The 23,274-nt window shown below is 48.8% G+C and carries 26 protein-coding genes and 1 other annotated feature; of the genes, 5 read left to right on the top strand and 21 right to left on the bottom strand.

Features of this window, described 5'->3' with window-relative positions; genetic code table 11:
• Window positions 1-168 precede the first annotated feature (168 nt).
• Complete coding sequence (locus tag THEAE_RS0106995) at window positions 169-669, top strand: SRPBCC family protein (protein ID WP_425426422.1); 501 nt, start codon at window positions 169-171, stop codon at window positions 667-669.
• Here THEAE_RS0106995 and THEAE_RS0106990 read toward each other — a convergent pair.
• The 15 genes from THEAE_RS0106990 to THEAE_RS0106915 form a co-directional block, all read right to left on the bottom strand.
• Window positions 666-1,217: a shikimate kinase gene (locus THEAE_RS0106990; protein WP_028986976.1), complete on the bottom strand. Its 552-nt coding sequence runs from the start codon at window positions 1,215-1,217 to the stop codon at window positions 666-668. The genes THEAE_RS0106995 and THEAE_RS0106990 overlap by 4 nt on opposite strands.
• A gap of 10 nt (window positions 1,218-1,227) precedes the next feature.
• Complete coding sequence (locus tag THEAE_RS0106985) at window positions 1,228-1,617, bottom strand: hypothetical protein (RefSeq protein ID WP_028986975.1); 390 nt, start codon at window positions 1,615-1,617, stop codon at window positions 1,228-1,230.
• Complete coding sequence (locus THEAE_RS0106980; RefSeq protein WP_156920571.1) at window positions 1,614-2,162, bottom strand: hypothetical protein; 549 nt, start codon at window positions 2,160-2,162, stop codon at window positions 1,614-1,616. The genes THEAE_RS0106985 and THEAE_RS0106980 overlap by 4 nt, the downstream gene beginning before the upstream one ends.
• 34 nt (window positions 2,163-2,196) lie before the next feature.
• Window positions 2,197-2,568: a hypothetical protein gene (locus THEAE_RS0106975; RefSeq protein ID WP_028986973.1), complete on the bottom strand. Its 372-nt coding sequence runs from the start codon at window positions 2,566-2,568 to the stop codon at window positions 2,197-2,199.
• The gene (locus THEAE_RS0106970; RefSeq protein ID WP_169729966.1) at window positions 2,569-3,093 is read right to left on the bottom strand and encodes a type II secretion system protein; all 525 of its coding nucleotides are present in this window, start codon (window positions 3,091-3,093) and stop codon (window positions 2,569-2,571) included.
• A 52-nt stretch (window positions 3,094-3,145) separates the two neighbouring features.
• Window positions 3,146-4,210 (bottom strand): type II secretion system F family protein, encoded by a 1,065-nt coding sequence (locus THEAE_RS0106965; protein ID WP_028986971.1) that lies wholly within the window; start codon window positions 4,208-4,210, stop codon window positions 3,146-3,148.
• Window positions 4,188-5,225: a GspE/PulE family protein gene (locus THEAE_RS20265; protein ID WP_052329823.1), complete on the bottom strand. Its 1,038-nt coding sequence runs from the start codon at window positions 5,223-5,225 to the stop codon at window positions 4,188-4,190. The genes THEAE_RS0106965 and THEAE_RS20265 overlap by 23 nt, the downstream gene beginning before the upstream one ends.
• A gap of 121 nt (window positions 5,226-5,346) precedes the next feature.
• Window positions 5,347-5,832, bottom strand: a complete 486-nt coding sequence (gene coaD / locus THEAE_RS0106950) for a pantetheine-phosphate adenylyltransferase (RefSeq protein WP_005586790.1) — start codon at window positions 5,830-5,832, stop codon at window positions 5,347-5,349.
• 115 nt (window positions 5,833-5,947) lie between these two features.
• The gene (gene rsmD / locus THEAE_RS0106945; RefSeq protein WP_028986970.1) at window positions 5,948-6,508 is read right to left on the bottom strand and encodes a 16S rRNA (guanine(966)-N(2))-methyltransferase RsmD; all 561 of its coding nucleotides are present in this window, start codon (window positions 6,506-6,508) and stop codon (window positions 5,948-5,950) included.
• Between the two features lie 244 nt (window positions 6,509-6,752).
• Complete coding sequence (gene recG / locus THEAE_RS0106940) at window positions 6,753-8,813, bottom strand: ATP-dependent DNA helicase RecG (RefSeq protein WP_028986969.1); 2,061 nt, start codon at window positions 8,811-8,813, stop codon at window positions 6,753-6,755.
• Window positions 8,810-9,691 carry an L-serine ammonia-lyase, iron-sulfur-dependent, subunit alpha gene (gene sdaAA / locus THEAE_RS0106935; RefSeq protein WP_028986968.1) on the bottom strand — a complete coding sequence of 294 codons (882 nt, stop codon included), beginning with the start codon at window positions 9,689-9,691 and terminating at the stop codon, window positions 8,810-8,812. Before sdaAA ends, recG begins: the two co-directional genes overlap by 4 nt.
• A 12-nt stretch (window positions 9,692-9,703) precedes the next feature.
• Entirely contained in the window at window positions 9,704-10,366 is a 663-nt protein-coding gene (sdaAB, locus tag THEAE_RS0106930) for an L-serine ammonia-lyase, iron-sulfur-dependent subunit beta (RefSeq protein ID WP_028986967.1), read from the bottom strand.
• An 18-nt stretch (window positions 10,367-10,384) separates the two neighbouring features.
• Window positions 10,385-11,251, bottom strand: a complete 867-nt coding sequence (locus THEAE_RS0106925; protein WP_028986966.1) for a DegV family protein — start codon at window positions 11,249-11,251, stop codon at window positions 10,385-10,387.
• A 12-nt stretch (window positions 11,252-11,263) separates the two neighbouring features.
• Window positions 11,264-13,012 (bottom strand): DAK2 domain-containing protein, encoded by a 1,749-nt coding sequence (locus THEAE_RS0106920; protein WP_028986965.1) that lies wholly within the window; start codon window positions 13,010-13,012, stop codon window positions 11,264-11,266.
• Between the two features lie 122 nt (window positions 13,013-13,134).
• A complete protein-coding gene (locus THEAE_RS0106915) occupies window positions 13,135-13,488 on the bottom strand; it encodes an Asp23/Gls24 family envelope stress response protein (RefSeq protein WP_028986964.1) in 354 nt (117 codons plus the stop codon).
• Window positions 13,489-13,676: 188 nt separating this feature from the next.
• On the opposite strand from THEAE_RS0106915, the gene rpmB reads away from it, so the two are divergent.
• Window positions 13,677-13,865, top strand: a complete 189-nt coding sequence (rpmB, locus tag THEAE_RS0106910) for a 50S ribosomal protein L28 (RefSeq protein ID WP_005586800.1) — start codon at window positions 13,677-13,679, stop codon at window positions 13,863-13,865.
• Window positions 13,866-13,905: 40 nt separating this feature from the next.
• On the opposite strand, the gene spoVM is transcribed toward rpmB, so the two are convergent.
• Both spoVM and THEAE_RS23250 read right to left on the bottom strand, forming a co-directional pair.
• On the bottom strand, window positions 13,906-14,010 hold the full coding sequence (gene spoVM / locus THEAE_RS22490; protein WP_169729965.1) for a stage V sporulation protein SpoVM: 105 nt from the start codon (window positions 14,008-14,010) through the stop codon (window positions 13,906-13,908).
• Between the two features lie 13 nt (window positions 14,011-14,023).
• On the bottom strand, window positions 14,024-14,194 hold the full coding sequence (locus THEAE_RS23250) for a hypothetical protein (RefSeq protein WP_005586801.1): 171 nt from the start codon (window positions 14,192-14,194) through the stop codon (window positions 14,024-14,026).
• Window positions 14,195-14,396: 202 nt separating this feature from the next.
• Window positions 14,397-14,633, top strand: a binding site (T-box leader).
• Between the two features lie 61 nt (window positions 14,634-14,694).
• On the opposite strand from THEAE_RS23250, the gene THEAE_RS0106895 reads away from it, so the two are divergent.
• From THEAE_RS0106895 to THEAE_RS0106885, 3 genes are all read left to right on the top strand, one after another.
• Window positions 14,695-15,846, top strand: a complete 1,152-nt coding sequence (locus tag THEAE_RS0106895) for a pyridoxal-phosphate-dependent aminotransferase family protein (protein ID WP_028986963.1) — start codon at window positions 14,695-14,697, stop codon at window positions 15,844-15,846.
• Complete coding sequence (gene serA, locus THEAE_RS0106890; protein ID WP_028986962.1) at window positions 15,843-17,429, top strand: phosphoglycerate dehydrogenase; 1,587 nt, start codon at window positions 15,843-15,845, stop codon at window positions 17,427-17,429. The genes THEAE_RS0106895 and serA overlap by 4 nt, the downstream gene beginning before the upstream one ends.
• A 90-nt stretch (window positions 17,430-17,519) precedes the next feature.
• Window positions 17,520-18,485, top strand: a complete 966-nt coding sequence (locus THEAE_RS0106885; RefSeq protein WP_281169559.1) for a DMT family transporter — start codon at window positions 17,520-17,522, stop codon at window positions 18,483-18,485.
• A gap of 90 nt (window positions 18,486-18,575) precedes the next feature.
• Here the strand turns inward: THEAE_RS0106885 and THEAE_RS0106880 are convergent, their stop codons facing one another.
• From THEAE_RS0106880 to THEAE_RS0106865, 4 genes are all read right to left on the bottom strand, one after another.
• On the bottom strand, window positions 18,576-20,093 hold the full coding sequence (locus THEAE_RS0106880; RefSeq protein ID WP_052329822.1) for a glycoside hydrolase family 32 protein: 1,518 nt from the start codon (window positions 20,091-20,093) through the stop codon (window positions 18,576-18,578).
• Between the two features lie 21 nt (window positions 20,094-20,114).
• Window positions 20,115-20,939 carry a carbohydrate ABC transporter permease gene (locus THEAE_RS0106875; protein WP_052329820.1) on the bottom strand — a complete coding sequence of 275 codons (825 nt, stop codon included), beginning with the start codon at window positions 20,937-20,939 and terminating at the stop codon, window positions 20,115-20,117.
• A complete protein-coding gene (locus THEAE_RS0106870; RefSeq protein ID WP_028986958.1) occupies window positions 20,939-21,820 on the bottom strand; it encodes a carbohydrate ABC transporter permease in 882 nt (293 codons plus the stop codon). The genes THEAE_RS0106875 and THEAE_RS0106870 overlap by 1 nt, the downstream gene beginning before the upstream one ends.
• 87 nt (window positions 21,821-21,907) lie before the next feature.
• The gene (locus THEAE_RS0106865; RefSeq protein ID WP_028986957.1) at window positions 21,908-23,233 is read right to left on the bottom strand and encodes an ABC transporter substrate-binding protein; all 1,326 of its coding nucleotides are present in this window, start codon (window positions 23,231-23,233) and stop codon (window positions 21,908-21,910) included.
• Between the last annotated feature and the right edge of the window lie 41 nt (window positions 23,234-23,274).

The following is a 23,274-nucleotide window of genomic DNA, read 5'->3' as shown; positions in this document are numbered from 1 at the left end:
GCTTTATTCTATCGTTTTGGAAATCCGAATGTCCATCTTGATGATCTCATACTCATCGGAAAAATGATGATCGCACAATCTCTTATTCTTTTTAAAACAGTTCGACTGTTGAAAAATATTGATTCTTAATGTAGAGTGGTTAATGGAAACAAATAAACGACTAGGAGGATTTCAAACGTGACTAATGCATCTACATTGACTGCCGAGATCACCATCGCAGCCCCTGTAAACTTGGTATGGTGGGCATGGACACGAAGTGACAGGATCACAACATGGTTTGCTCCGAAAGCAATGATCGAGGCAAAACCGGGTGGCTCGTTCGAGCTTTACTTTGACCCGTCCAACCCGGATTCGATGAGCACCAAAGGGTGTGTCTTCACTTCGGTTGAACCCATGCGAAAACTCGGCTTTACGTGGAAGGGTCCGGATGATTTCGCCGATGTGATGAATGAGGATGATTCTCTTACCAGGGTGGACGTCACCTTTTCTGAACAGAACGGTTCTACCTATGTCGTGGTGGAGCACAAAGGATGGGGCGAGGGAGAATTATGGGAAAAAGCTAGATCATGGCATGAGATGGCCTGGACGGGAGTATTGGACAGTTTAAAGAAAGCTTTGGAATCGGGTGAAGGCTCGATTTGTTGCGCTCCTGATGAAGAGGCGGGTTAAACCAAATCTTTTCCCTGTGGGTCCTTCCCGGTCAACGGGAAGGACTTTTGCACGTTAATCAGCCGCTGCAGGATCTCTTCTACAATGTCATCGATGGAGCGGTTGGTGGTTTCTACCGTGACCGAAGCAAAATCATAGAATCCTTTCCGGGCCGTCCATAACTCTTTGATTTTTCCCTCCATATCCCCTTGGAGCAAGGGGCGATCGCTTCCTCTCAAGCGGGAAATCAATTCCGGAAGATCCGCTTTTAAGTAGACCACCTTCCCATGTCGTACCATGACATCACGGTTTTCCTTACGGAGCACGATCCCTCCCCCTGTACTGATCACCTGTCCGGAGGATTGAAGGAGATGATGTAGAACCTCCGTCTCCATCTTTCGAAACCCCTCTTCCCCATAGTCATGGAAAATATTAGGAATCCTTTTCCCTGCTCTCCTCTCAATTTCCGCATCCGTATCGATCCATTTCCAATGAAGCCTTTCGGCCAAAGCCTTTCCTACGCTCGTCTTTCCTGCACCCATAAACCCGATGAGTATAATATTCTTCATGCTTTACTCCTTAGGTTTCTACGATTTTATTCCAATTGAGTATTTTACCATTTGCAACGAGAACCTTAAAGGTTTGCACACCCCCACTTTTCATCTTAACCTGTATGACAGCTTCGATGGAATCCGGATCAATACAGGGATTGATCGTAATGTATGCCTCCCCTCCCTCATAGGAGAGAGGAACTTGAAAACGACGGTCAGCCTCTTCGCAGCTTTTTACCCCTCGCAAACGCTCTACTGCATTTAAAGCGATTTTTCTTGCTTCAATCTGAGTAAGGCGCATCTGAATCATCTCCCGGTGCTCCAGGACAGCCTCTACCATCCCTGCCAATAGGGGCAGAAGAAGGGAGAGGAGGAACAGAAGAATGAAAAGGCTGTACCCTTCTTCCCTTCTGATCAATTTGTCGTCCCCTCCTCTATATAGCGGGGGAGAACTCCTTCATACGTTCTCGTCATCCCGTCCCTTTCTACCGTGAGTACCATGCGAAGGAGATCCCCTTCGTCTAAATACCGGATCTCTTTCACCATAAAAGCGAGGATGAGGTAACCCCCGTAGGATGCATTCTTTTTTGTTTCGGCAATACGTAAGCCATCTTGATAGAACACTCTTCCGTCCAGTTGATCGTAGGTGGAAATCGTAACGGAGTTGGGGCGATAGATTCGCCACGTGAGAACATCGGCGTTTCTGTTCTCCATATAGGTGTAGAAGCGGATGGCCTCCTCCTCCATCGCTATTTCCCGCTGTAGTTTTTCCTCCCTTTCTCGGAGGAGGGGGAATAGCGGGAGGAGGGAGGTAAGCAACAAAGAATAAAGAAAAAGCCAAAGGATCACTTCCGTCAGGGTAAAACCTCTTTCTATTTTGATTAAGTCGTTCGGCAGCATCTCCGCCATGTTGCATCTTCTCACTGCTTGCCGGCGTTGTCTTCTCTTCCTTACTCCATCCAACGCCCGATCCACCTCCCTTTACCGTTCCCTCGTCTCAGGGAAATCGGTCAGGTATAAAACGCTCCATTTCGATTCGAATGGTAAAGGTCTTCCCATTTACGCTCCATTCATAGAAAAAAATAGCCCGAAGCAATCCCTCCTCCTCTTCTCTCCGAACGATCCGCTGTCTCACCTTCACTCCCTCTATCTCTCTCTCTTTTTCTTTTTCATTTCCCCCTCTTCTCCATCGTTCGGTTTCTTCATCCATCCATAGTAAAACGGAGGTATAAATCCGATTCTCCCTCTCTGTTCGTTCCACCCACAAAAGTGTGGGATATAGGTAGGAAAGGAGAAGGAGGAGAAGAAAAAGGGTTACCATTAGTTCCCAGATTGAGAAACCTTCCTCCTTCTTTCTCTTTTCCCGCATTTACTTTATTTTCTCCTCCCGGACCGTTCCTGTAGAAACCTCCACATAGAGCCTATAAAAAATCCTTTTTCCTTCCTTCAACACAAATTGGCCTCCCACTTCCACCCCTCCATCGCCATGAATGGTTATTCGATTGAACGGGAAATTATTTTCAATCGTTAGCCAAGGGGGATAGGAGAAAGAGTTAATCGTGATCAGCCCTTCAGTTGGCCTTCTCTCTTGGATCACAACCCGATGATCGAGAATTAGGAGGGTAAACAAAACCTCGTTTCCATGAAAATCAGCATATTGAAGGGCCCAGTTTAACTTCCTTTGCAGGAGCTGGCTCACCCTCTCCGCTTCCTTCTCTCGAGGAGGGCTTGTTACCGTGGAAAAGAGATAACTTCCGATCATGAGAAAAAGCGACATGACGATGAGGACCTCAACAAGCGTAAATCCTCCATGACTTCTTTGAAATATGTGATAGAGATCCCCACGATCTCTCCATCCGTTGTTTCCTTCCCGGAATCTTGCAAAATCGCTCATGTGGAAATTCTCTCCCCGCATTAGTTCTCCAAGTTTTTAAGAGGAATCCCCTCTAGATTCTCTGCATGACTTGAAAGAAGGGTAGAAAGAGGGCGAGGATAAGAAAAGCGACGATTCCACCAAGGATCAGGAGTGTGACGGGTTCAACCCACCTGAGGAGGGTCTCACCCTTCCGCGCCAAATCCTCCTCCAAAAATTGGCCATAGAGAAGGAGCTGTTCCCCCATGTTCCCTTGACTTTCTCCCAACGCGGCAAGGCGAAAAAATTCATCCTGAAAAAGAGGCAGAGGGGGAGAAAAGGTGGAAAGGGGATAACCATCCAGAATGTGTTGTTCCAAGAGGGATAAGGTGGCTCCCACCTCGATTCCCCCCATTCGGCTCCTGATCGCTTTTAATCCTTCCTGAATGCCAAGACCTGCCTCCAACAGGAGACCTAACTGGGAGGATATTCTCAAGGTATACAGGCTGCGGAGGTAATTCCCGACGAAAGGGAGGGAGAGAAGGAGGGAGAATGTTTTTCCTTTCCGTCGAAGAAAAAGAAAGAGCAGGAAAAACCCCGATCCCATCAGAGAAAATACGAAGAGAAGGAGGAGATCATGATCCCTCATCCATCGGGAAAGAAAAAGGAGAAAAGCCGTAATGGGAGGGATCTCTTCCTGGAAAGTGCGAAAAAGTCCTTCAAATTGGGGCAACATCACCGTTATGAAAAATATGAGAAGAAAACAAGAACAGAGGAGGAGAAAAAAAGGGTAGGATAGTTTTTGGATCATATTCCTTTTGAACCGGTCATTCCGCTCATACCAGTCCCCGATCTGTATCAAGCTCTTCCCGATTTCACCATGATATTCCGCCATTCCCATCAGGGAGAGAAAGAGAGGCGGAAAGCCGGCATCCTGAAAAGCATCGGTCAGCCCCTTTCCCTCAGTCAACCTTGCCATCATGTGCATAAGCTCCCTTTTCCTTTTTCTCTCTTGCCGATAGAGCAGCTCTAAAGCCGTCATAATCGGAAGGCCCGCCTGGAGAAGCTTCCCTAACTGTTGGGCAAAACGGGACAACTCCCCCCATTTCCATGAAGATCTTTTTTGCAACCGCAGTTTACGAATGATAAATCCCCCCATAGTGAAGTTCCATCTGGGTTGAAATCATTCCTTTTGAAGCCCGGCGAATCTCATTTGCAGGTCGTTTTTCCAGGATATAAAGAGAGAGCTCCTCATTAATGCGAAGCACTTCAAAGATGGGAGTCCGGTGCGAAAATCCCATATTCCCGCAATGACGGCATCCTACTCCATTGCAATGGGGACAAGGAATGCTATGCATACACTGAGAAATTACTCCTTTAACCGCTGTGGTAACCAAATAGGGTTCGATTCCCATCTCCAACAAACGAGTAATGGCCGTAGCCGCGTCCAATGTATGTAAGGTGGCCAATACCAGGTGACCGGTCAGACTGGCACGGATCGCCATATCGGCCGTTTCCCGATCCCGAATCTCCCCAATAATGATCACATCGGGATCTTGCCTGAGGAGAGATCGGAGTCCCTGGGAAAAGGTCAAACCTGCTTCTTCATTCACCTGTACTTGGTTAACCCCCTCAATACGGAATTCGATGGGATCTTCGATCGTACAGATGTTATAACGTCCGGTATTTAAAGTTTGCAACATCGCATAAAGGGTCGTCGTCTTCCCGGAACCGGTGGGCCCTGTGATTAAAATGAGCCCCATCGGATCTTTAAGCCAGGACAACACCTCTTGCAAATCGAGAGGGGAGAACCCGAGTTGATCCATTTGGGAGTATTCCGGTTCCCGATATAAAATGCGAAGGCTTACTTTTTCACCTTCGATCGTAGGCAACGTAGAGAGACGGAGATCATAAGAAGATCCATCTTCTGTCTGAAACGTATAACTTCCATCCTGGGGAAGACGCTTTTCGCTAATATTCATCTTCCCCTTTACCTTCAACCGCTGAACGAGGGCTCCTCCTTCTTCAGCGTCTAATCTCATAAAATGGACGAGTATTCCGTGAATCCGAAGACGGATCTCCCACCAACCATCCCGGGGCTCTACATGAATGTCGGAAGCCCGGACAGAAACGGCATGTCCGATGATCTTCTGCTCCAATTCGCTGCTTTTCATGCATAATCCCTACTTTTTGACGGTTTTCTCTCTTAAGAAAATTCGCCGGAAAAAGAAAAAATCCTGCCGAAACTTTTCGACAAGACCTTTGAAGTTCATTCCTTGGAACCCGTCATGAAAGTTATTCCCCCTGTTGAAACTTTAACCGGAGCGCCTCTTCCACCACTTTGGGAACAAGATCTCCGACCGGAGCCCCATACTTGGCGATCTCCTTGACGATGCTGGAACTTAAAAAAGAATATTGGGTATTCGTCATCATAAAGAAGGTTTCTATGGAGGGATCGAGGTTCTTATTAATGAGCGCCATTTGCATCTCATATTCGAAATCTGAAACGGCTCTAAGCCCCTTAATGATCGCTTTCGCATTCTTTGAGTGCATGTAATCAATCAGGAGTCCGTTGAAGGAGTCTACTTCCACATTTGGCAAATGGAACGTCGTCTTCTTAAGTAAAGCCACCCTCTCTTCAATCGTAAAAAGGGGAGATTTGCTTCGATTTTGTAAAACGGCCACAATCACCCGATCAAAAACCTTCGCCCCCCTCTCTACCACATCCAAATGTCCAAAAGTGACGGGATCAAAACTCCCTGGATATACCGCGATACTCATATCACGTTCACCTGCCCTCGTTCAACTTCATCAACCCTCAAACATCAATCCATTTTACCTTAATCCTTGCTTCATAAGAAATCAAGAGAGTTTTTGATTCGCTTTTCTTAAAAGCTTAAGGCGACTTCTCTCTCAGATAAATGCTCAAAGCGGTATCGCCGAAACGACTCTCTTTCCATAGCGGAAGACGGGTATCCCGGAAGTGAATCTCCCGTTCCCGATCCCTCTCCACAACGACGATCGCTCCAGGTTCCAAAAGGTTCTCCTCGAGAAACCTTTCCAGGAAATGAACGTTCTTCTCCTCCGCATAGGGAGGATCCATGAAAACGAGGTGAAACCGAAATCCCCTCTTTTTGAGTTGGGAAAGGGCGCGATCGGCATCACTCCTGTAAACCTCCGCTTCGTCCCATCCCCCCACTTGTTTTAAATTGGCGCGAATTGTCTCCACCGCTCTGATATCCCGGTCGATAAAAATGAAGCGGTCAAATCCCCTGCTCAAAGCCTCAATGCCCAATCCCCCCGTCCCGGCAAAAAGATCAAGACCGATTCCCCCTGTGAAATAGGGACCAATCATGTTAAAAAGGGCTTCTTTTACCTTATCTGCAGTGGGTCTCGTCGTGCGGCCGGGGACGGCGAAAAGCTTTCTTCCCTTCCACTTCCCTGAAATAACCCGCATCCCCCAACCTCCTTTGCCCCTTTGATTTGTTGAGCCTATTTTTTTTACAACGTATGTATATATTTCCACAAGTGGGGAAAAGATATGGATAGCGGCACGGAAGTGTCGCCGACAACCGCGGAGAAGACTTACGTTTCCCCATAAGCTCTTCCTCCGGTTTCTCCTCTCCCAATTGAGCATCTGCGTACCCCGCAGGTGCTCCTTTTTTGAATTCCTCAAAAAGCCCCTCTACAGGTTCTATTGGTTAATCGAGAATTTTCTCCTCCAGACTCGCCTCTTTTTTTAAATAATGGCGAAGCTTTTTCCAGGCAGGATCCGTCCAGAAAGAATCCGTTTCTAGGAGGCGAGCCGCATCTTCCCGTGCGATTTCTAAGATCTTAAAATCCCGTGAAGAGGTTAGGTCGGCGAGTCGGAAATCGGGAAGTCCGCTCTGCTTCGTACCGAAAAAATCTCCGGGTCCCCTCAGTTCCAAATCCCTGCGGGCGATTTCAAATCCGTCATGGGTTTCCCGCATCACATTCATTCGCTCCCTGGCCGTTTCCGATTTGGCATCGGCGATCAGAATACAGTATGATTTCTCTCCCCCCCGCCCTACCCGCCCTCGGAGCTGATGAAGTTGAGCCAACCCAAAACGGTCCGCATCTACAATCACCATGACCGTCGCATTGGGAACATTGACGCCTACCTCCACCACGGTAGTGGAAACGAGAAGATCGATCTCCCCTTTTACAAAGCGGGACATCACATCATCCTTTTCCTTGGACGGAAGGCGTCCATGCATGAGCCCGACGCGAAACTGGGGAAAGGTCTTAACCAGCTTCATATAAAGGTCCGTAGCATTGGCCAGGTCCATCTTCTCCGACTCCTCGATGAGGGGGGAGATCACATAGGCTTGTCGTCCTTTTTCCATCTCTTGACGCAAAAGGGCGCAAACCCGATCCCAACGCTCCGGAACCGTCCATTCGGTGGTTACAGGCTTTCTCCCTGCAGGCATTTCGTCTAAAGTGGATATCTCCATATCTCCGAAAGCGGTAATCGCTAGGGTTCGGGGAATCGGAGTCGCCGTCATAAAAAGAATGTCGGGCCGCTTTCCTTTCTCACGCAGGATTTTTCTTTGCCTTACTCCAAAGCGGTGTTGCTCATCGGTGATCACAAGCCCCAACGAATGAAAAGAAACATCCTCCTGAATGAGGGCATGGGTTCCAACGAGGATGTCGATCCATCCCAAGGCTACCTCTCCTAGAAGATCTCGTCTCCTTCCGGCGGAAATGTTCCCTGACAAAAGGGCAATGGTTACCTCTTGCGGCTCCAGAAGTTCCTTCAGCGTACGGTAATGCTGCTCCGCCAAGATTTCTGTGGGTACCATAAAAGCCGCCTGATATCCTGCCAAAACGGCGGCATAAAGGGCGACGGCGGCCACCACCGTCTTTCCCGAGCCCACATCTCCCTGAAGAAGGCGATTCATTCCATAGGGAGAGCGCATATCGGACAAAATCTCATCGATCACCCGCCGCTGGGCGTTGGTGAGGGGGAAAGGAAGATTCCTTATAAACTCCTCAATCTTCTCCATGGGAAACCGGTGGACCGTTCCGTCAGGAATCGCCTTGTTGATGCGCTTATATGCCTGCAGTTTCAGTTGAAAGAGAAAGAGCTCCTCATAGACCATACGCCGTCGGGCCAAAGCGAGGGCCGTCTCATCGGGGGGAAAATGAAGGGTTCTTACCGCTTCCCGTCGGTCCATCAGCCGATAACGCGTAACCAATTCATCAGGCAAGATCTCTTCAATCTCCTCCCCGTACAGTCGCAGGGATTCCTCGATGATGCCTCTTAGCCATTTTACGCTCACGGAGCCTGAAACGGAGTAAACCGGCTGCAAGCCGTTTCGGTTCGTTTTCTTCTCCTCGTTAAAGGAGGTTTCGCTCACCACGATCTGCTGTTTGAGAGGATCATATTTCCCAAAGAGAAAGAGGCGTTTTCCGGGTTGAAGGCGTTCTTTCATATAAGGTTGATTAAACCAGACGGCCGTTACGGGCATCTCTTCCGTCTCAACGATGACGGCCAAACGGGATTTCTTCTTGGTATAATAGCGGAGCATGGGTTCGGAAGCCACAATCCCTCGAATGGACAGGGGCTCCTCCCTTCTCATCTCTCTTAACGACCTAAAACGGAAATCATCGTAGCGAAAGGGAAAATAGAATAGGAGATCCCCTACCGTCTCAATCCCTAGGGATCTGAGCAACTCCACTCGATTCTTTCCAATTCCTTTCAGATTACCCAAAGGTTCTTCTAACCGTGTTCCCGTCATTTCCTTAGCTCGCCGAAGATCTTTCTTTCCAAAGCCTTTCCCGTCGGCGTAGCTGCCAACCCTCCTAATGCGGTTTCTCTCAAGGCACCGGGCATCATGCGCCCAACCCTATACATGGCCAAAACCACTTCATCCGGGGGAATAACGCTTTCAATCCCCGCCAAGGCCATATCGGCAGCCATGGAAGCGACCGCAGCCCCCATGGCATTCCTCTTTACACAGGGGACCTCCACAAGCCCAGCCACCGGATCGCAGACCAGACCCAGCAGGTTCTTCAAAGCGATGGCAAAGGCATGCCCTGCTTGGGTTGGCGTCCCCCCGGCCATCTCCGTCAAAGCTCCGGCCGCCATCGCCGTAGCGGAACCGACTTCTGCCTGGCATCCCCCTGCCGCTCCGGAGATAAAGGCATTATTGGCCACGCAAAAACCGAAGGCGCCCGCCGTAAAGAGGAAATCCACCATCATCTCCCTGGAAGCCCCGAGACGAGGCGCATAGGCGAAAAGGACGCCCGGCACAACGCCTGCCGAACCGGCCGTGGGAGTGGCGCAAATCGTTCCCATCGCCGCATTCACTTCGTTGGTCGCCATCGCCCCCATCACCGCACGTAAGATCGGCTCTCCTGAAAGGCTCTTCCCTTCCTCCAAATAACGTAGGAGTTTACGGGCATCTCCTCCGGTTAAACCGCTGCGGGACCGAATCTCTTCCGTCATCCCCCGGTTTACGGCTTGTTCCATCACCTGTAGATTTCGTTCCATTTCCTGTCGAATCGCTTCGACGCTGCGTCCGGAGATCTCCTGCTCCTGATCGATCATCACCTGGGCGATCCGCATCTTCCCATTCTCTGCCTGTTCGATGAGTTCGGCAATGGTTCGAAACATCTCAATCGCTCCTTAGGGCCATATGACCGCTACATTCATGATGAAAGGAATTTTGCGGATCTCTTCCGCCATGGGAGGGGGGACGTTTTGGTCCGTTTCAATGATCATAAGAGCCTCTTTCCCTTTCCCTTTCCGGGAGACCTGCATATTGCCGATATTGATCTCATGTTTGGATAAAAGATTGGCTACGGCGGCAATCATCCCAAAACGATCTTCATGGAGAACGAGAAGGGCAGGGTATTCTCCGGAGAGGGAAAGCTTAAAACCGTTTAACTCCACAATCTCCACCTTTCCTCCGCCGATGGAGATTCCTACGATTTCCAGCCTTCCTTTTTCATCTTCCAAACAAACCCTGGCCGTATTGGGATGGTCGGTCGGCTCTTCGCTCACATCTACCTTCAATTGAATCCCTTTTTCTTTTGCGATGGTGAGAGAATCGACCATACGGGGATCAAAGGTGTCGAAGTCAAGGATTCCTCCAACGATGGCAACTTCCGTCCCATGCCCCTTATACGTCTGTGCAAAGGAGCCATAAAAGGTAATCTCGGCCCTTTCCGGCTTTCTGCCGAAGAGGGAACGGGCCATACGCCCAATTCGCGCGGCACCGGCCGTATGGGAACTTGACGGACCGATCATGATCGGACCAATAATGTCAAAGACAGAACGATATTTCATTTACGTTACCCCTCCATCTTACTCCTCGTCGGGGGCAAGGGCGATGGCCACCGTTCCTTTTCCCACATGCGTGCCGATCACCGCCCCGATCTCCGTCACCACGATAGGGGCGCCGGGAAAGGTCTTCTCTAACATCTCCCTCACCTCGTTCGCCCTTTCCGGAACATCGGCATGGGAGATCCCTAATCGTATTTTATGATACCTCTTCGCCTCTTGTTGCAACAACTCTAAAATCCGTTGCAGCGCCTTTTTTTCTCCCCTCGCTTTTTCTTTTGCGTACACTTGCCCCATTTCATCCAGGGAGAGAATCGGCTTTACATTAAGGAGAGTGCCCACGATGGCTTGGGCTCGACCGATTCGTCCCCCCTTCTGAAGATGGTGAAGGGTATCCACCATGAAATAAACATGGGTATTGCCTACCAAATCCCACGCGTATTGAAGGAGGGGATCCACAGGAACTCCCTTCTTCGCTTTCTCCGCCGCAGCTACCACGATAATCCCGATCGCATAAGAAGCTTTTTTGGAATCGATCACCGTCACGGGGATCTTCCCTGCCACCATCTCCCGGGCGATATGGGCCGATTGAACCGTGCCGCTCAGCGCACCGGAGAGATGAATGGATACGATATGGGAACCGGGGTGTTCTTCGACAATCCTCTCGTACAAAGAGACAAAATCGAGGGGGGATGGCTGGGAAGTGGTGGGCAGATCCCGAACCTGACTTACTTTTTGATAAAAGAGGGGCGGGGTGATGCTCTCCCCGTCCAAGAAAGTCTCTCCGTCAAAATGGACTTTTAAAGGAATGACATAGATCCCTAATTCCTCAATGAGCGTTCGAGGAATATCGGCGGTACTATCAGTCACCAGAACGACTTGCTTCTCCATCATATCGCCCTCCTATTCAACCGAAAAGAGGAAAAGGTAAACCGGCTGTCCACCATACTGCCGTTCCACTTCCAAATCCGGATACTCTTTATGAACGAAAGAGACCAGTTCATCCACCAGGGCAGCCTCTACCCCTTCCCCTGTGATCAGCGTCAAGATGGAATCTTCTTTTCCCACCATTTGAGAAATTAACCCTTTGGCTACGTGAGAGAGATCGGGATCGCTGATGACGATTTCCTTTTCCCGTATGCCGAGATAATCCCCTTCTTTGATCTCCACTTCACCAAATTTGGAATCCCTGACGGCATAGGTGATTTGTCCTGTCTTTACCCGGGAAAGGGCTTCGTTCATCCTCTCCTCGTTTTCGACGGGGGATGCAAAGGGATCAAAGGCGATGGCGGCCGCAATTCCTTGTGGGATCGTTTTGGTCGGGATGACCGTCACCGGAACATGAACCAGTTCCTTCGCCTGCTCCGCCGCCATAATGATATTGCTGTTATTCGGTAGAATAAAGACGTGATCCGCGTTCAATTTCTCTATCGCATGAACGATCTCTTCCGTGCTGGGATTCATGGTTTGGCCCCCTTGGATCAATTCCGTAACGCCGATGCTCCTAAAAATCTCCTCCAAACCTTCTCCTGCAGCGACGGCAACCAGGGCGTACGGGGACCTGTTCTCCGGTTCTGATGTTAAAGCAGGATTTGGGGCAGGATGTGGCTCATCCTCGTTCCCGGCCGTTTCCATTTGATCCCCTCCTCCCTTCTTCCCCTCCTCTCGATCCAAGATCTCCCCCAGCTGTTCCCGCATATTTTCGATTTTAATCTTCTTAAAATCTCCATACTGTTGGGCGTAGCTTAATACCTCACCGGGGTGTTCGGCGTGGATATGTACCTTCACCAATTCATCATCGGAAATGACCAAGAGGGAATCCCCGTATTGACTAAGATGAGTCCGAAATAATGCTTCATCAAAATTTCCTTGGTAAAGTTTATTAAGACCTATAATAAATTCAGTGCAATACCCGAATTCAATCTCTTCAGGGCGCATGCCTACTTGGGCCGGCAAACGTTCATGGGCGATTTCGGTCAAGTCGTCCGCGATGGAAAGATCATGAAGAACGCCTTCATTCTCGCTCTCCAACTCTTCTCCTGCCAAAACGGAGAGAAATCCTTCGTAGACAAAAACCAAACCTTGGCCTCCGGAATCCACAACGCCCACCTGCTTTAAGATGGGGAGTTGCTCAGGTGTCCGGGCAAGGGCATCCTTTGCAGCCCGTAAAACATCCTTCATGAGGAGGGTGAGATCCTTCTCCCTCTTCGCCCTCATTAACGCCTCTTTCGCCGCCTCCTTCGCCACGGTCAGCATGGTTCCTTCCACAGGCTTCATGACCGCTTTATATGCCGTTTCCACCCCTTGCTGCAGCGCATTGGCAAACTCGAGGGCACCAATGGTAGACTGATCTGCAATCGCTTTCCCAAACCCTCTAAAAAGCTGAGACAAGATGACCCCGGAATTTCCCCTGGCCCCCATGAGCAACCCCTTAGACAATGCCTGGGCTACTTTTCCAATATCCGAAGAAGGGGATTTCTCCATTTCATTTACCCCGGAAGTGAGAGATAAGGTCATGTTGGTCCCCGTGTCCCCATCGGGTACCGGGAAGACATTTAAATCGTCCACCTTTTTTTTATTCTGTTTCAAATGGGTTGCCGCTCCCACCACCATCCGCGCGAAGAGGTACCCATCGATCTCCGAATGTTTCACTCATTTGCCTCCTTACCCTGTTCCTTGATACGAACCTTGTCGGCTCCTCTTTTTCTTCCCCAGCCTTGTTTTCATGTATTTCTTCTTTCATTTCACTTCGAGGCCAATTCACAAAAAACAGATTATACGCGAACCCCTTGTACGATGATGTTCACCTTGTTGACCGATATACCGGCGATTTCCTGCAAGGCATAACGAATCCGTTCCTGCACATTGTGGGCCACTTCGGATATTTTGGTTCCATAACTCACAATAATGTAAAGGTTAAGATTTACTTCTTGATCTACGATGTGAACATCAATTCCCTTTGTCAAATTTTCCCTCCCCAGCAGTTCTGCAAAGCCGTCTTTGAGGAACTGTTGGGAAGCCATACCCACCACGCCAAAAACCTCCATGGCCGACCCTCCGGCGATACGGGCGATCACATTCTCATTGATATAGAGCTTCCCCTTTTCCGTTTCTTCGACGTAAGGCACACTTGTCCCCCCTTTTCACACAAAACCATAAGTAACTTTATTTTACTACAAAGCAAGATGAAAAGAAAACCATACTCATTTCTTCGCCCCATTTCAGGTTGAAATCCTGAAAGGTCTGTGTTATCATGGTAAAGCGTGATTTCGAGTCTTAAATCTTTTTTGCAGGCATCGTAGAGGAGGTGTAAGAGATGTCCCGCAAATGCTACGTGACCGGTAAAAAACCGCATTTTGCGAATCAGCGCAGCCACTCCATGCGCGCCACTAAACGGAAATGGGGAGTAAACGTGCAGAAGGTCCGCATCTTGGTGGATGGGAAACCAAAACGCGTTTACGTGAGTGCAAAAGCATTGAAATCCGGACTTGTGACCCGTGTTTAATCCATGGAAAAGAAAAAAGCACCTGGGAAAAGGTGCTTTTCTATTTTTTTACGACTTTTTTCTTTGTCTCCCGGGAGAAGGTCTGTATAATGAAACGAACCACCACACTGATCGCTTTAGGCAGCTTAATCGTATAAAATCTCACGTTATTCCCCCCTTTACCGATAAAAATAGAGGTACCAACCTCCCGCGATCATCCCCATCCCAAGAAGAAGGAACCAAACCCAGACAGGCAACGTGGTGAGGAGAATGGTAACTCCACCCACCGCGAGGAGAATTCCCAAAACTTTAGATAATAAAGAGAGACGATTCCTGGTTCGAAACGCCATGGTCCCACCTCTTGAAAGCCTTGCCTGCGGCTACACCTATATCTTATTCAATAAAAAGATCATGGGTCATAGAATCATGTCAATTTATCTCTATGTAAAACCGGAAGAAAATATGAATAGAAATCTAGCGAAAAGGGGTTGACATTTGCCTGTAACCATGATATTTTGTTAGTAATTTAAGGTTCTGAAACTTATGCATATTCGAGAGGCGATGAAAAAGAGGGATAAGGAACAGGACCTCTAGAGAGCCGGGGCAGCTGGAAACCGGCGGTCCTCCTCATATCCAGAGCGCTTTGGAGCCCCTGAGCGGAAATTGGAGTATGCTCAGACGGATCGTCCCGTTATCATGGCGATGGTTATTAACCTGTGAAGACTATCTCTCGCAAGAGGATAGTGAATAAGGGTGGCACCGCGATGGAAATTCCCTTTCGCCCCTTACCGTTCGGTTGGGAGCGAAGGGTTTTTTTATTACTAAAGAGAAAAAATAGGAGGAGAAAACCATGCTGAAAGACCAACTCATTCTGCGGATCCCAGGTCCCACCCCGATTCCCCCCAGCGTAAATCGGGCTTTGCTTCAACCCATGGTGGGACATAGGGACCGACAAGTAAGCGAAAGGATTAAAAAACTGATCCCTCGCCTTCGTCCATTATTCGGGACCGAAAAAAACGACGTCCTCATCGTAGCCGGAAGCGGAACCTCCGGATTGGAAGCCGCCGCCGTCAATCTGACCCAGGAGGGAGAAGAGGTCCTCGTTCTTGTAACGGGTGCCTTCGGAGACCGGTTCAGGAAAATTCTGGAGGCATACCGGCTCACGGTACATGCCGTAGAGACAGAGTGGGGGGAGCCTGTCGATCCTGAGCAGGTGAAAAAGGCATTAAACTCCCATCCCGGCGTGAAAGTCGTTTTCGCCACCCATAGCGAGACCTCTACCGGAGTTTTAAACCCTATTGATCAAATCGCGCACGTTGTCCATGAACATTCCGATGCTTTAATCGCCGTCGACGGAGTCTCTTCCATTGGAGGAGCGGAGATGCGCATGGACGAGTGGAAGATCGATCTCGTGGTCACCGGCTCACAAAAAGCGCTCATGCTCCCGCCTGGGCTCGCTTTCCTCGCTGTGAGCGAAAAAGCATGGACGAAAATCTCCAACAATCCCCGTCCCCGCTTTTACCTGGATCTATTAAAATATAAGAAAAGTTTAGGAGAAGATACGGTACCTTTCACTCCTGCCGTCTCTCATCTCTTCGCGTTGGACCAATCCCTCTCTTTGATTGAAGAAGAAGGATTGCAGGAGACATTGAAAAGGCATCTATTAATGATGAAGATGACCCGCGCCGGAATAAGAGCTATGGGGGTCCCCCTGTTGGTGGCTGAAGAGAGGTACTCCTCCCCCACCGTAACCGCCGTGATCCCGGACGATTTTACCCCCGGTGCGTTCCGTACCGTCATGTCTAAAGAATTCAATATCGTATTCGCCAGCGGCCAGGGACACTTGAAAGATCGGATCTTCCGCATCGGGCACATGGGATATTGTTCACCTACCGATGTTCTTCAGTATCTTGGAGCCATGGAATTAGCCCTGCAAAAGGTGGGCCACGAAGTCACCTTGGGGGCAGGGGTTGCAGCTGCTCAGGAGGTGTATAAGCGATGACCTATAAAGTATTGATCAGTGACCCTTTAAGCCCTGACGGGATCCAAGCCCTTCTGGAAGCCAGCGATGTAGAAGTCGATCAAATTACGGGAAAAACGGAGGCGGAACTGTCGGAGATCATCGGAGAATATGATGCCCTCCTCGTTCGCAGCCAGACGAAGGTAACCCGAAACCTCCTCTCCCGTGCCGTACGCCTCAAAGTGATCGGACGGGCAGGCGTCGGGGTGGATAACATTGACCTGAATGCGGCCACCGAACAAGGGGTGATCGTTATCAACGCCCCCGATGGAAATACCGTCTCCACGGCAGAGCACACTTTCTCCATGATGATGGCCTTAGCCCGCCGTATCCCTCAAGCTTATCTCTCGTTAAAAAACGGCAAATGGGACCGGAAATCGTTCGTAGGCGTGGAACTTTCAGGGAAAACCCTAGGGATCGTCGGGTTGGGAAGGATCGGAACAGAAGTGGCAAAGCGGGCCAAAGCCTTCAATATGAACGTTCTCGCCTACGACCCTTATCTCACCCGGGAGAAAGCGGAGAAACTGGGAATTGCAGCCGTAGAACTTACAGAGGTCCTAACAAAGGCAGATTTTATCACGGTACACACCCCCCTGACCAAGGAAACCCGGCACCTGATCGGGAAGAAAGAGATCCGGAGCATGAAGGATGGGGTTTATCTTCTCAATTGCGCCCGGGGAGGAATTATTGACGAAATGGCGCTCTATGAAGCAATCAAAGAAGGAAAGGTGGCAGGTGCCGCCCTCGATGTCTTCGAAGAAGAGCCGGCCATCCACCATCCCCTCCTCGAGCTTCCCCAAGTGATTGCCACTCCCCATCTTGGAGCCTCCACCGTGGAAGCCCAAGAGAACGTGGCGATTGATGTAAGCAAAGAGATTTTAAAGGTGCTTCGAAACGAGCCCTATAAAAACAGCGTCAACCTGCCCTCGATCCCACCGCATCTCATGAAAAAATTGGAGAACTATCTCCAATTAAGTGAAAAGATGGGTCTCTTCTTAGCACAAGTTACAAAAGGTGCGATCAAAGAGGTGGAGATTGCCTATGCGGGCGAATTGGGAGAGGAGGAGATGGGGCCCCTGACCCGCAGCATCCTGAAAGGTTTATTGAGTCATCATCTGGAAGCCCGGGTCAATTACGTCAATGCCCTCTATCTTGCCAAGCAGCGGGGGATCCTGATCCAAGAACAGAAGAGCGAATCGGCAGGAGGATTCGCCAATCTGATCACCGTCAAAGTGAAGACCGACTCAGGTGAACATCTGGTTGCCGGCACTTCCCTCAACGGATATGGAGCCCGTTTCGTGAAGGTAGACCACTATACCGTAGATTTAGCCCCCACCGGGCACCTCATTTACGTTCGCCATTTTGATAAACCCGGTGTCATCGGTCGCGTAGGATCTCTCCTCGGTTCCCGAGACGTCAATATCGCTTCCATGCAAGTGGGACGTACCGACCAAGGAGGAAATGCCATCATGCTCCTTACTGTCGATAAAGCGATCAGCGATGCCGATGCGGAGGCCCTTTCTACCCTTCCCGAGATCGCCTCGGTTACCCGTGTTGATTTATAAGTTCCACAAAAAACAACCCCTCCAGGTTGCGGAGGGGTTTCACTTCTGCAAATCGGTTATCCTGAAAAGAATAAAGATAGGATCATGGATATGGGAGAGAAAAAAAGAAGTTCTTCATATGTAAGAACCATAGGCGTCGTGATGGTGATTACGGCCGCCATCTTCTGGGGTTTATCAGGCACCTTCGCCCAACCCCTTTTTCAGGGGATGGGATTTACCCCCTCGTGGTTAGTTACGGTGAGGATGCTTGCGGCAGGCGTCCTCTTGCTTATTTTCGCATCCCTGCAAAACTCCAACACTCTTTTTGACGTGTGGATGGTTCGAGGAGATCGAAATCGGCTCCTTCTCTATGGGTTATTCGGAACGTTGTCGGTCCAATATACCTATTTTGCGGCGATCCACGCGGGGAACGCGGCCGTCGCCACCCTTCTTCAATATTTGGCTCCTGCCCTGATTACCCTCTATCTCGCCGTTCGATTCAGGCAGAGGATAAGCGGGAAAATCGGATTGGCTCTACTCATGGCCCTGGCAGGGACCTACTTCCTCGTGTCGAACGGGTCCTGGGACAAATTGGAGGTAACCCCCGAGGCCCTTTTTTGGGGGATCCTGTCCGCCGTTGCCTTGGCCTTCAATACCCTCTTCCCCATCCGCTTATTGGCTTCCTACGGGTCCGCGATCACGGTGGGTTGGGGAATGGTGATCGGGGGAAGCTTCATGTCCTTATTCACCGCTCCCTGGAAAATTGAAGGGGTCACTTGGTCTTGGAGCTCCCTCTTTTATATCTTCTTCATCATTTTTTTCGGAACCTTTTTGGCTTTCTTTCTTTTTATGGAAAGCCTGAAATATATCTCACCCACGGAGGCCAGCCTTCTTTCGGTGTTGGAGCCGCTCACCTCGGTTGCCGCCTCCGTTCTTTGGCTCCATGTCCCGTATACGGCCTATTCCCTTCTGGGAACGATTCTTATCTTGGGTATGGTGATCCTCCTATCGCTGCCCACTGGAACCGGAAGTAAAAATATCTCTTCCGGGGAAACGGAAGAAGAGGACTCCATATAAATGATAAACTCCTTGAACTGCATAAATGAAAGTTCACAACGGTTTTTGCGGGTTCACTATTGGGACGAAGCACCCGTCTCGTCTTATCCCTTATTCCTCCAAGGGGATCGGGGTCCAGATATCCTTTAATAACCATCCCTGTACCGATTGCAAGCAGACGCTTCCCCCTTCTGCCGCAAAGCGAATTTGGTCGCTGGTCGGCGAGGGGTAGATCCTGCTGGTCATAACGATTTCCCCTTCATTGATAAATATTTCGACAGAAGAACGGTCGATCAATAGATGAAATAACATTTCATCCCTTTTTCGCACATCTATGGTAGAACTTGAGACCCCCCCTTCCCCGATTCCGGATAAGTTCCGGTCCAGCGTAACCACCGATTGTTGGAAATCGTACCGCAGGACCGTCTTTTCACTTCCATCCTGCGAACAGCGCAGATCCAACTCGAAGAAGCGTGCATTTGATTTTTTCAAGGATAAGAAGATCATGAGTTCAAGGCGATCTCCTCGCAACTCTGGGTGAACATAGAAATCCCCCGGCATAATCTCTAACTCGTTGATTTGAACGGCGCGACCTCGCAGTTTTTGCAATTCCTGAACGGGCTGCATCCGAATACGCCCGTCATCGGTAAGGTTCAGCACCCTTGGAACGGTAAGAGCTCCCGCCCACCCCTTTTCTTGCGTGGGCATCTTCGTATCCCATCGATCCATCCACCCAATTAAAATGCGCCTTCCCTGCCCGTCCAAAAACGTTTGGGCTGCATAAAAATCAAATCCATGATCTAACACGTGAAATTTGTCATGGGTATACTTCACCGTTTCATAATCAAAGTGACCGACAAAATATCCCGTCGTGTGGGACCCCTTATCACCGTTTCCAATCGCAGAAACACCTTGTGGAGAAAAGAGCAGGACCTCATGACCATTCAAGGAAAAAAGATCCGGACATTCCCACATATATCCCAAGGTCCCATCACTCTCTGCGATCACTCCCCGATACTCCCATTGCCTTAGATCAAATGAACGGTACAATACCACCTTCCCCTTCCCCTCCTCTTTGGTGCCTAAAATCATAAACCAAGCATCATCATGCTTCCATACCTTCGGGTCACGAAAATGTCCGTCGCAAGGAAAAGGGGGTTCAGCAATCACTGGATTTGCTCGATCTTTGATAAAGCAAACCCCGTCCGTACTTATCGCCATGCACTGCGTTTGGCGGATTTTTTCTTTGCTTTGATCCAGCCATTGATTTCCCGTGTAAAACAAGATGATGCGTCCCTCATCATCTACCACGGCGCTACCCGAAAAACACCCGTCCTGATCATATTCTTCACTCGGTGCCAGGGCAATGGGTAATCTCTCCCAATGAACAAGATCTTTGCTTCTCACATGCCCCCAGTGCATAGAACCCCAATAGGGATCAAACGGGTGATGTTGGTAAAATACATGATACTCCCCATTCACGTAAAGCAAGCCATTGGGATCATTCATCCAATGGGCTGGAGCCATGATATGGTAAGCCAGCCGATGGGGATCATTTCTCACGCGCTCTTCATTCGTTTTCACTGCCAATTCTGCCTTATTTATCTGTTCCAGATGTTTTAAATTCATACTCACCCATCCTACACTCGTTTATTTAATCGATCCTTGCATGACACCTGAGAGAATGTAACGCTGCAAAAAGAGATAGACGAATAGTACTGGGATGATTGTGAGCACAAGCCCGGACATGACCAGCCCATAATCGACGGTATACGTTCCGTAGAAATAGTAAGTGGCCAAGGGAAGCGTCCGTTCCCCCGGTGGATTGAGAACCAAAGAGGGAAGCAAGAAATCATTCCAAATCCATAACACATCCAGAATCACTATGGTCAGGGTCGTTGGGCGCAAAAGAGGCCAAATGATGAAGAAAAAGGTTTGAAGGGGTGTGGTCCCATCGATCATGGCTGCTTCCTCTAGTTCGTACGGGATGCTCTTGATCATCCCATGGTAGATAAAAACGGCCAAAGAGGAGCCGAACCCAATATACATGTAGATCAAAGCCCATTTGTTATTGAAAAACCCAAGGGTTCCATAGATCTTTACCAGGGGAATCATGATCGCCTGAAAAGGAATAATCATCGAAGCGACCATGAGAAAAAAGATGAATTGATTCCATTTCGTTTTTCTTCGTACAAAAAAGTAGGCGGTCATGGCAGACAATAGGGTGATGCCCACCACACTGAATGAGGTAATCACTAGGGAATTGAAGAAGCTATGCCAAAAATTCATCTTCTGCATCGCCTGTAGGTAATTTTCCAAATTGAAACGGAGTGGTAAGGATAAGGGATTTGAGAGGATTTCGTTTCTGCTCTTGAAAGAATTCATCAGAATGAGAAAAAAAGGAATGAGGTAAAAAAGAAGTGCAACGGTGAGTCCAACACGCATCAAAATGATCTTCCATCCATTGCTACGCATCAAGCCTCCACCTCTCGCTTTTTACTGAAGTAAACTTGAGTCAGCGTGATGAGAGCCACCACGACAAATAATACAAAAGCTTCCGCCTGTCCCACCCCATACTGCTGGGACAGGAAGGCTTTTCGATAGACGAACATGGATACCATTTCGGTGCTTTTGTAAGGCCCGCCGCCGGTTAAGGAAAGATTAAGATCATAAACCATAAAACTTCGTTGAAGAGAAAGAAAGACGGAGACAATCATGGAAGGGACGATGAGCGGTAGAATAATACGTGTTAACCTCACAAATCCCGTTGCTCCATCTATACTCGCAGCTTCCAACAAATCCTTTGGAACATTCAACAGCCCACCAATATAAATCACCATCATATACCCCGAATACTGCCAGACGGTGACCCATACCAAAGCCCAAAAAGCGGATGATGGGTCAGAAAGCCAGGATTTGGCCAAAACCTCAATTCCCAATCCCTTCCCCACGTATACCAGTACATTGGAAAAAATAAATTGCCACAAGAATCCTAAAACAATTCCTCCGATTAAATTGGGTGTAAAAAAACCGGCTCGGTACAGGTTTTCCCCCTTTAATCCAACGGTTAAGAGATACGCAAGGACAAAGGAGATCAGATTGATCAACACCACCGATACGATGACATATTTCATCGTCAAAGAAAGAGAAGTCCAGAAATGAACATCTAGAAAAACGGCTAGATAATTTTTAAGTCCAATGAATTGATGTTGAGCGGAGATGCCATTCCAATCCGTAAAGGTTAGATATATTCCATACAAAAAAGGGAGAATCACCACGGAAAAGAAGATGAACAAGGTAGGACCTGTAAAAAGTAGCCTCAATCCAATTTTTTTCAATCCACAGTTTGATCTCATAAAGATTCACCTCATTCTATACCGGTGCGAAAGTAAAATAACGGATAGCGGCCTATCCGTTATTTTACTTTTTAGAGAAGAATTTGCTTACTGAACCGACTGCCAATATCCTTCAATCTCCTTGGCAAGGGTTTTACGATCAATATTACCGGAAAGATACTTCTGCATCGAAGCACCCAATTGTGACCAATGATCGGGTGGCAACGTAGTCATAAAACGCAACGTTTGACCATCGTTCATATATCCCATGATCGATTGGGCAAGGGGATTTTGCGGCTTTAACGCAATATTTTTAAAATCAGGAATAATATTGGCCTGATTTACCAGAAAGTCTTGCCCCGACTTCTCATAAACCAACCAGTTCAGGAACCTTTTGGCGGCTTCCTGTTGTTCAGGAGTACTCTGTTCCTTATCCAGGATTAAAAATTTGGTGACCCCTACCGGAATCTGCTGATTGCCGTAATCGGATGGATTATCGCTATTGGGAATGGGCAAAAATCCGTAGTTTCCGTTTCCCGTATCGAAACTATGAATTTGCGGCCAAGCCCAATTCCCCATAAACCATAGCCCCACCTTTCCCGTACCCAACAGTTGAGGACCTTGATCATAGGTGCCTGAAAGAGGATCGGCCTTATTGAGGTTAAAATCTTTCAAAAGATCAAAGGTATCCATCACCCCGTTAAAAACCTTATTCTGTAATAAATCTTCTTGTCCCTTTTTCAGTCGTTCAATAAATGCATCCACTTCCGTAGGATCTTTTGATTGGGACGCATATACGACAGGTAGAAAATGGCCGGCCAATGACCAATCCATCGGAGAAAGAAGAACGGGATCAATTCCGGCATCCTTCATCTTTTGCAGAATCCCTTTGAGATCACTCCGTGTCTTTATGCTTTTCGGGTCAAAAGGGCCTCCTATTGCCTTCTCAAGAACGGACTGATGATAGATCAGCCCATACCCCTCCACCGCAAATGGGAAACCAATCACCCGGCCATCCGGCAAGGTGGCCGCATCTAGGCTATGTTCCGCGGTCTCATTTACCCATTTCTCGGCGGACAGATCAAGGGCTTTTTCCTGAAATTTCATCACATCCCCAGGATCGAGCATGGTGAGTGTGGGAGCATTTCCGGATCCATACATGGCCATCGCTTTCTCATACGGTACTTCACCTGCTTGTGTAGGAATCACTTCCAAGGTGATATCCGGGTTCTCTTCATGGAATTTTTTCGCAGCTTCTTCAAATGTGGCTTGCATCTCAGCCTTTGAATTCATGAGCGTGATCTTTACCGAATTTTGTTTCCCCGCCTGCTGATTCTGATTCGCTGTCCCCCCTTGTTCTCCTCCGGTGCCGCACCCGGATAAGATCAAGAGAAAAGAGAGCAAAACCGCCAGTAAAACGCTTACTTTTCTCAAAGGACATCCCCCCTTAACGAAATATATAGAAGCTCCCTTTC

Source organism: Thermicanus aegyptius DSM 12793 (genome assembly GCF_000510645.1).
Taxonomy (GTDB): domain Bacteria; phylum Bacillota; class Bacilli; order Thermicanales; family Thermicanaceae; genus Thermicanus; species Thermicanus aegyptius.
The sequence above is the reverse complement of the archived record's forward strand: the minus strand, read 5'-3'. Positions and strand labels throughout refer to the sequence as shown.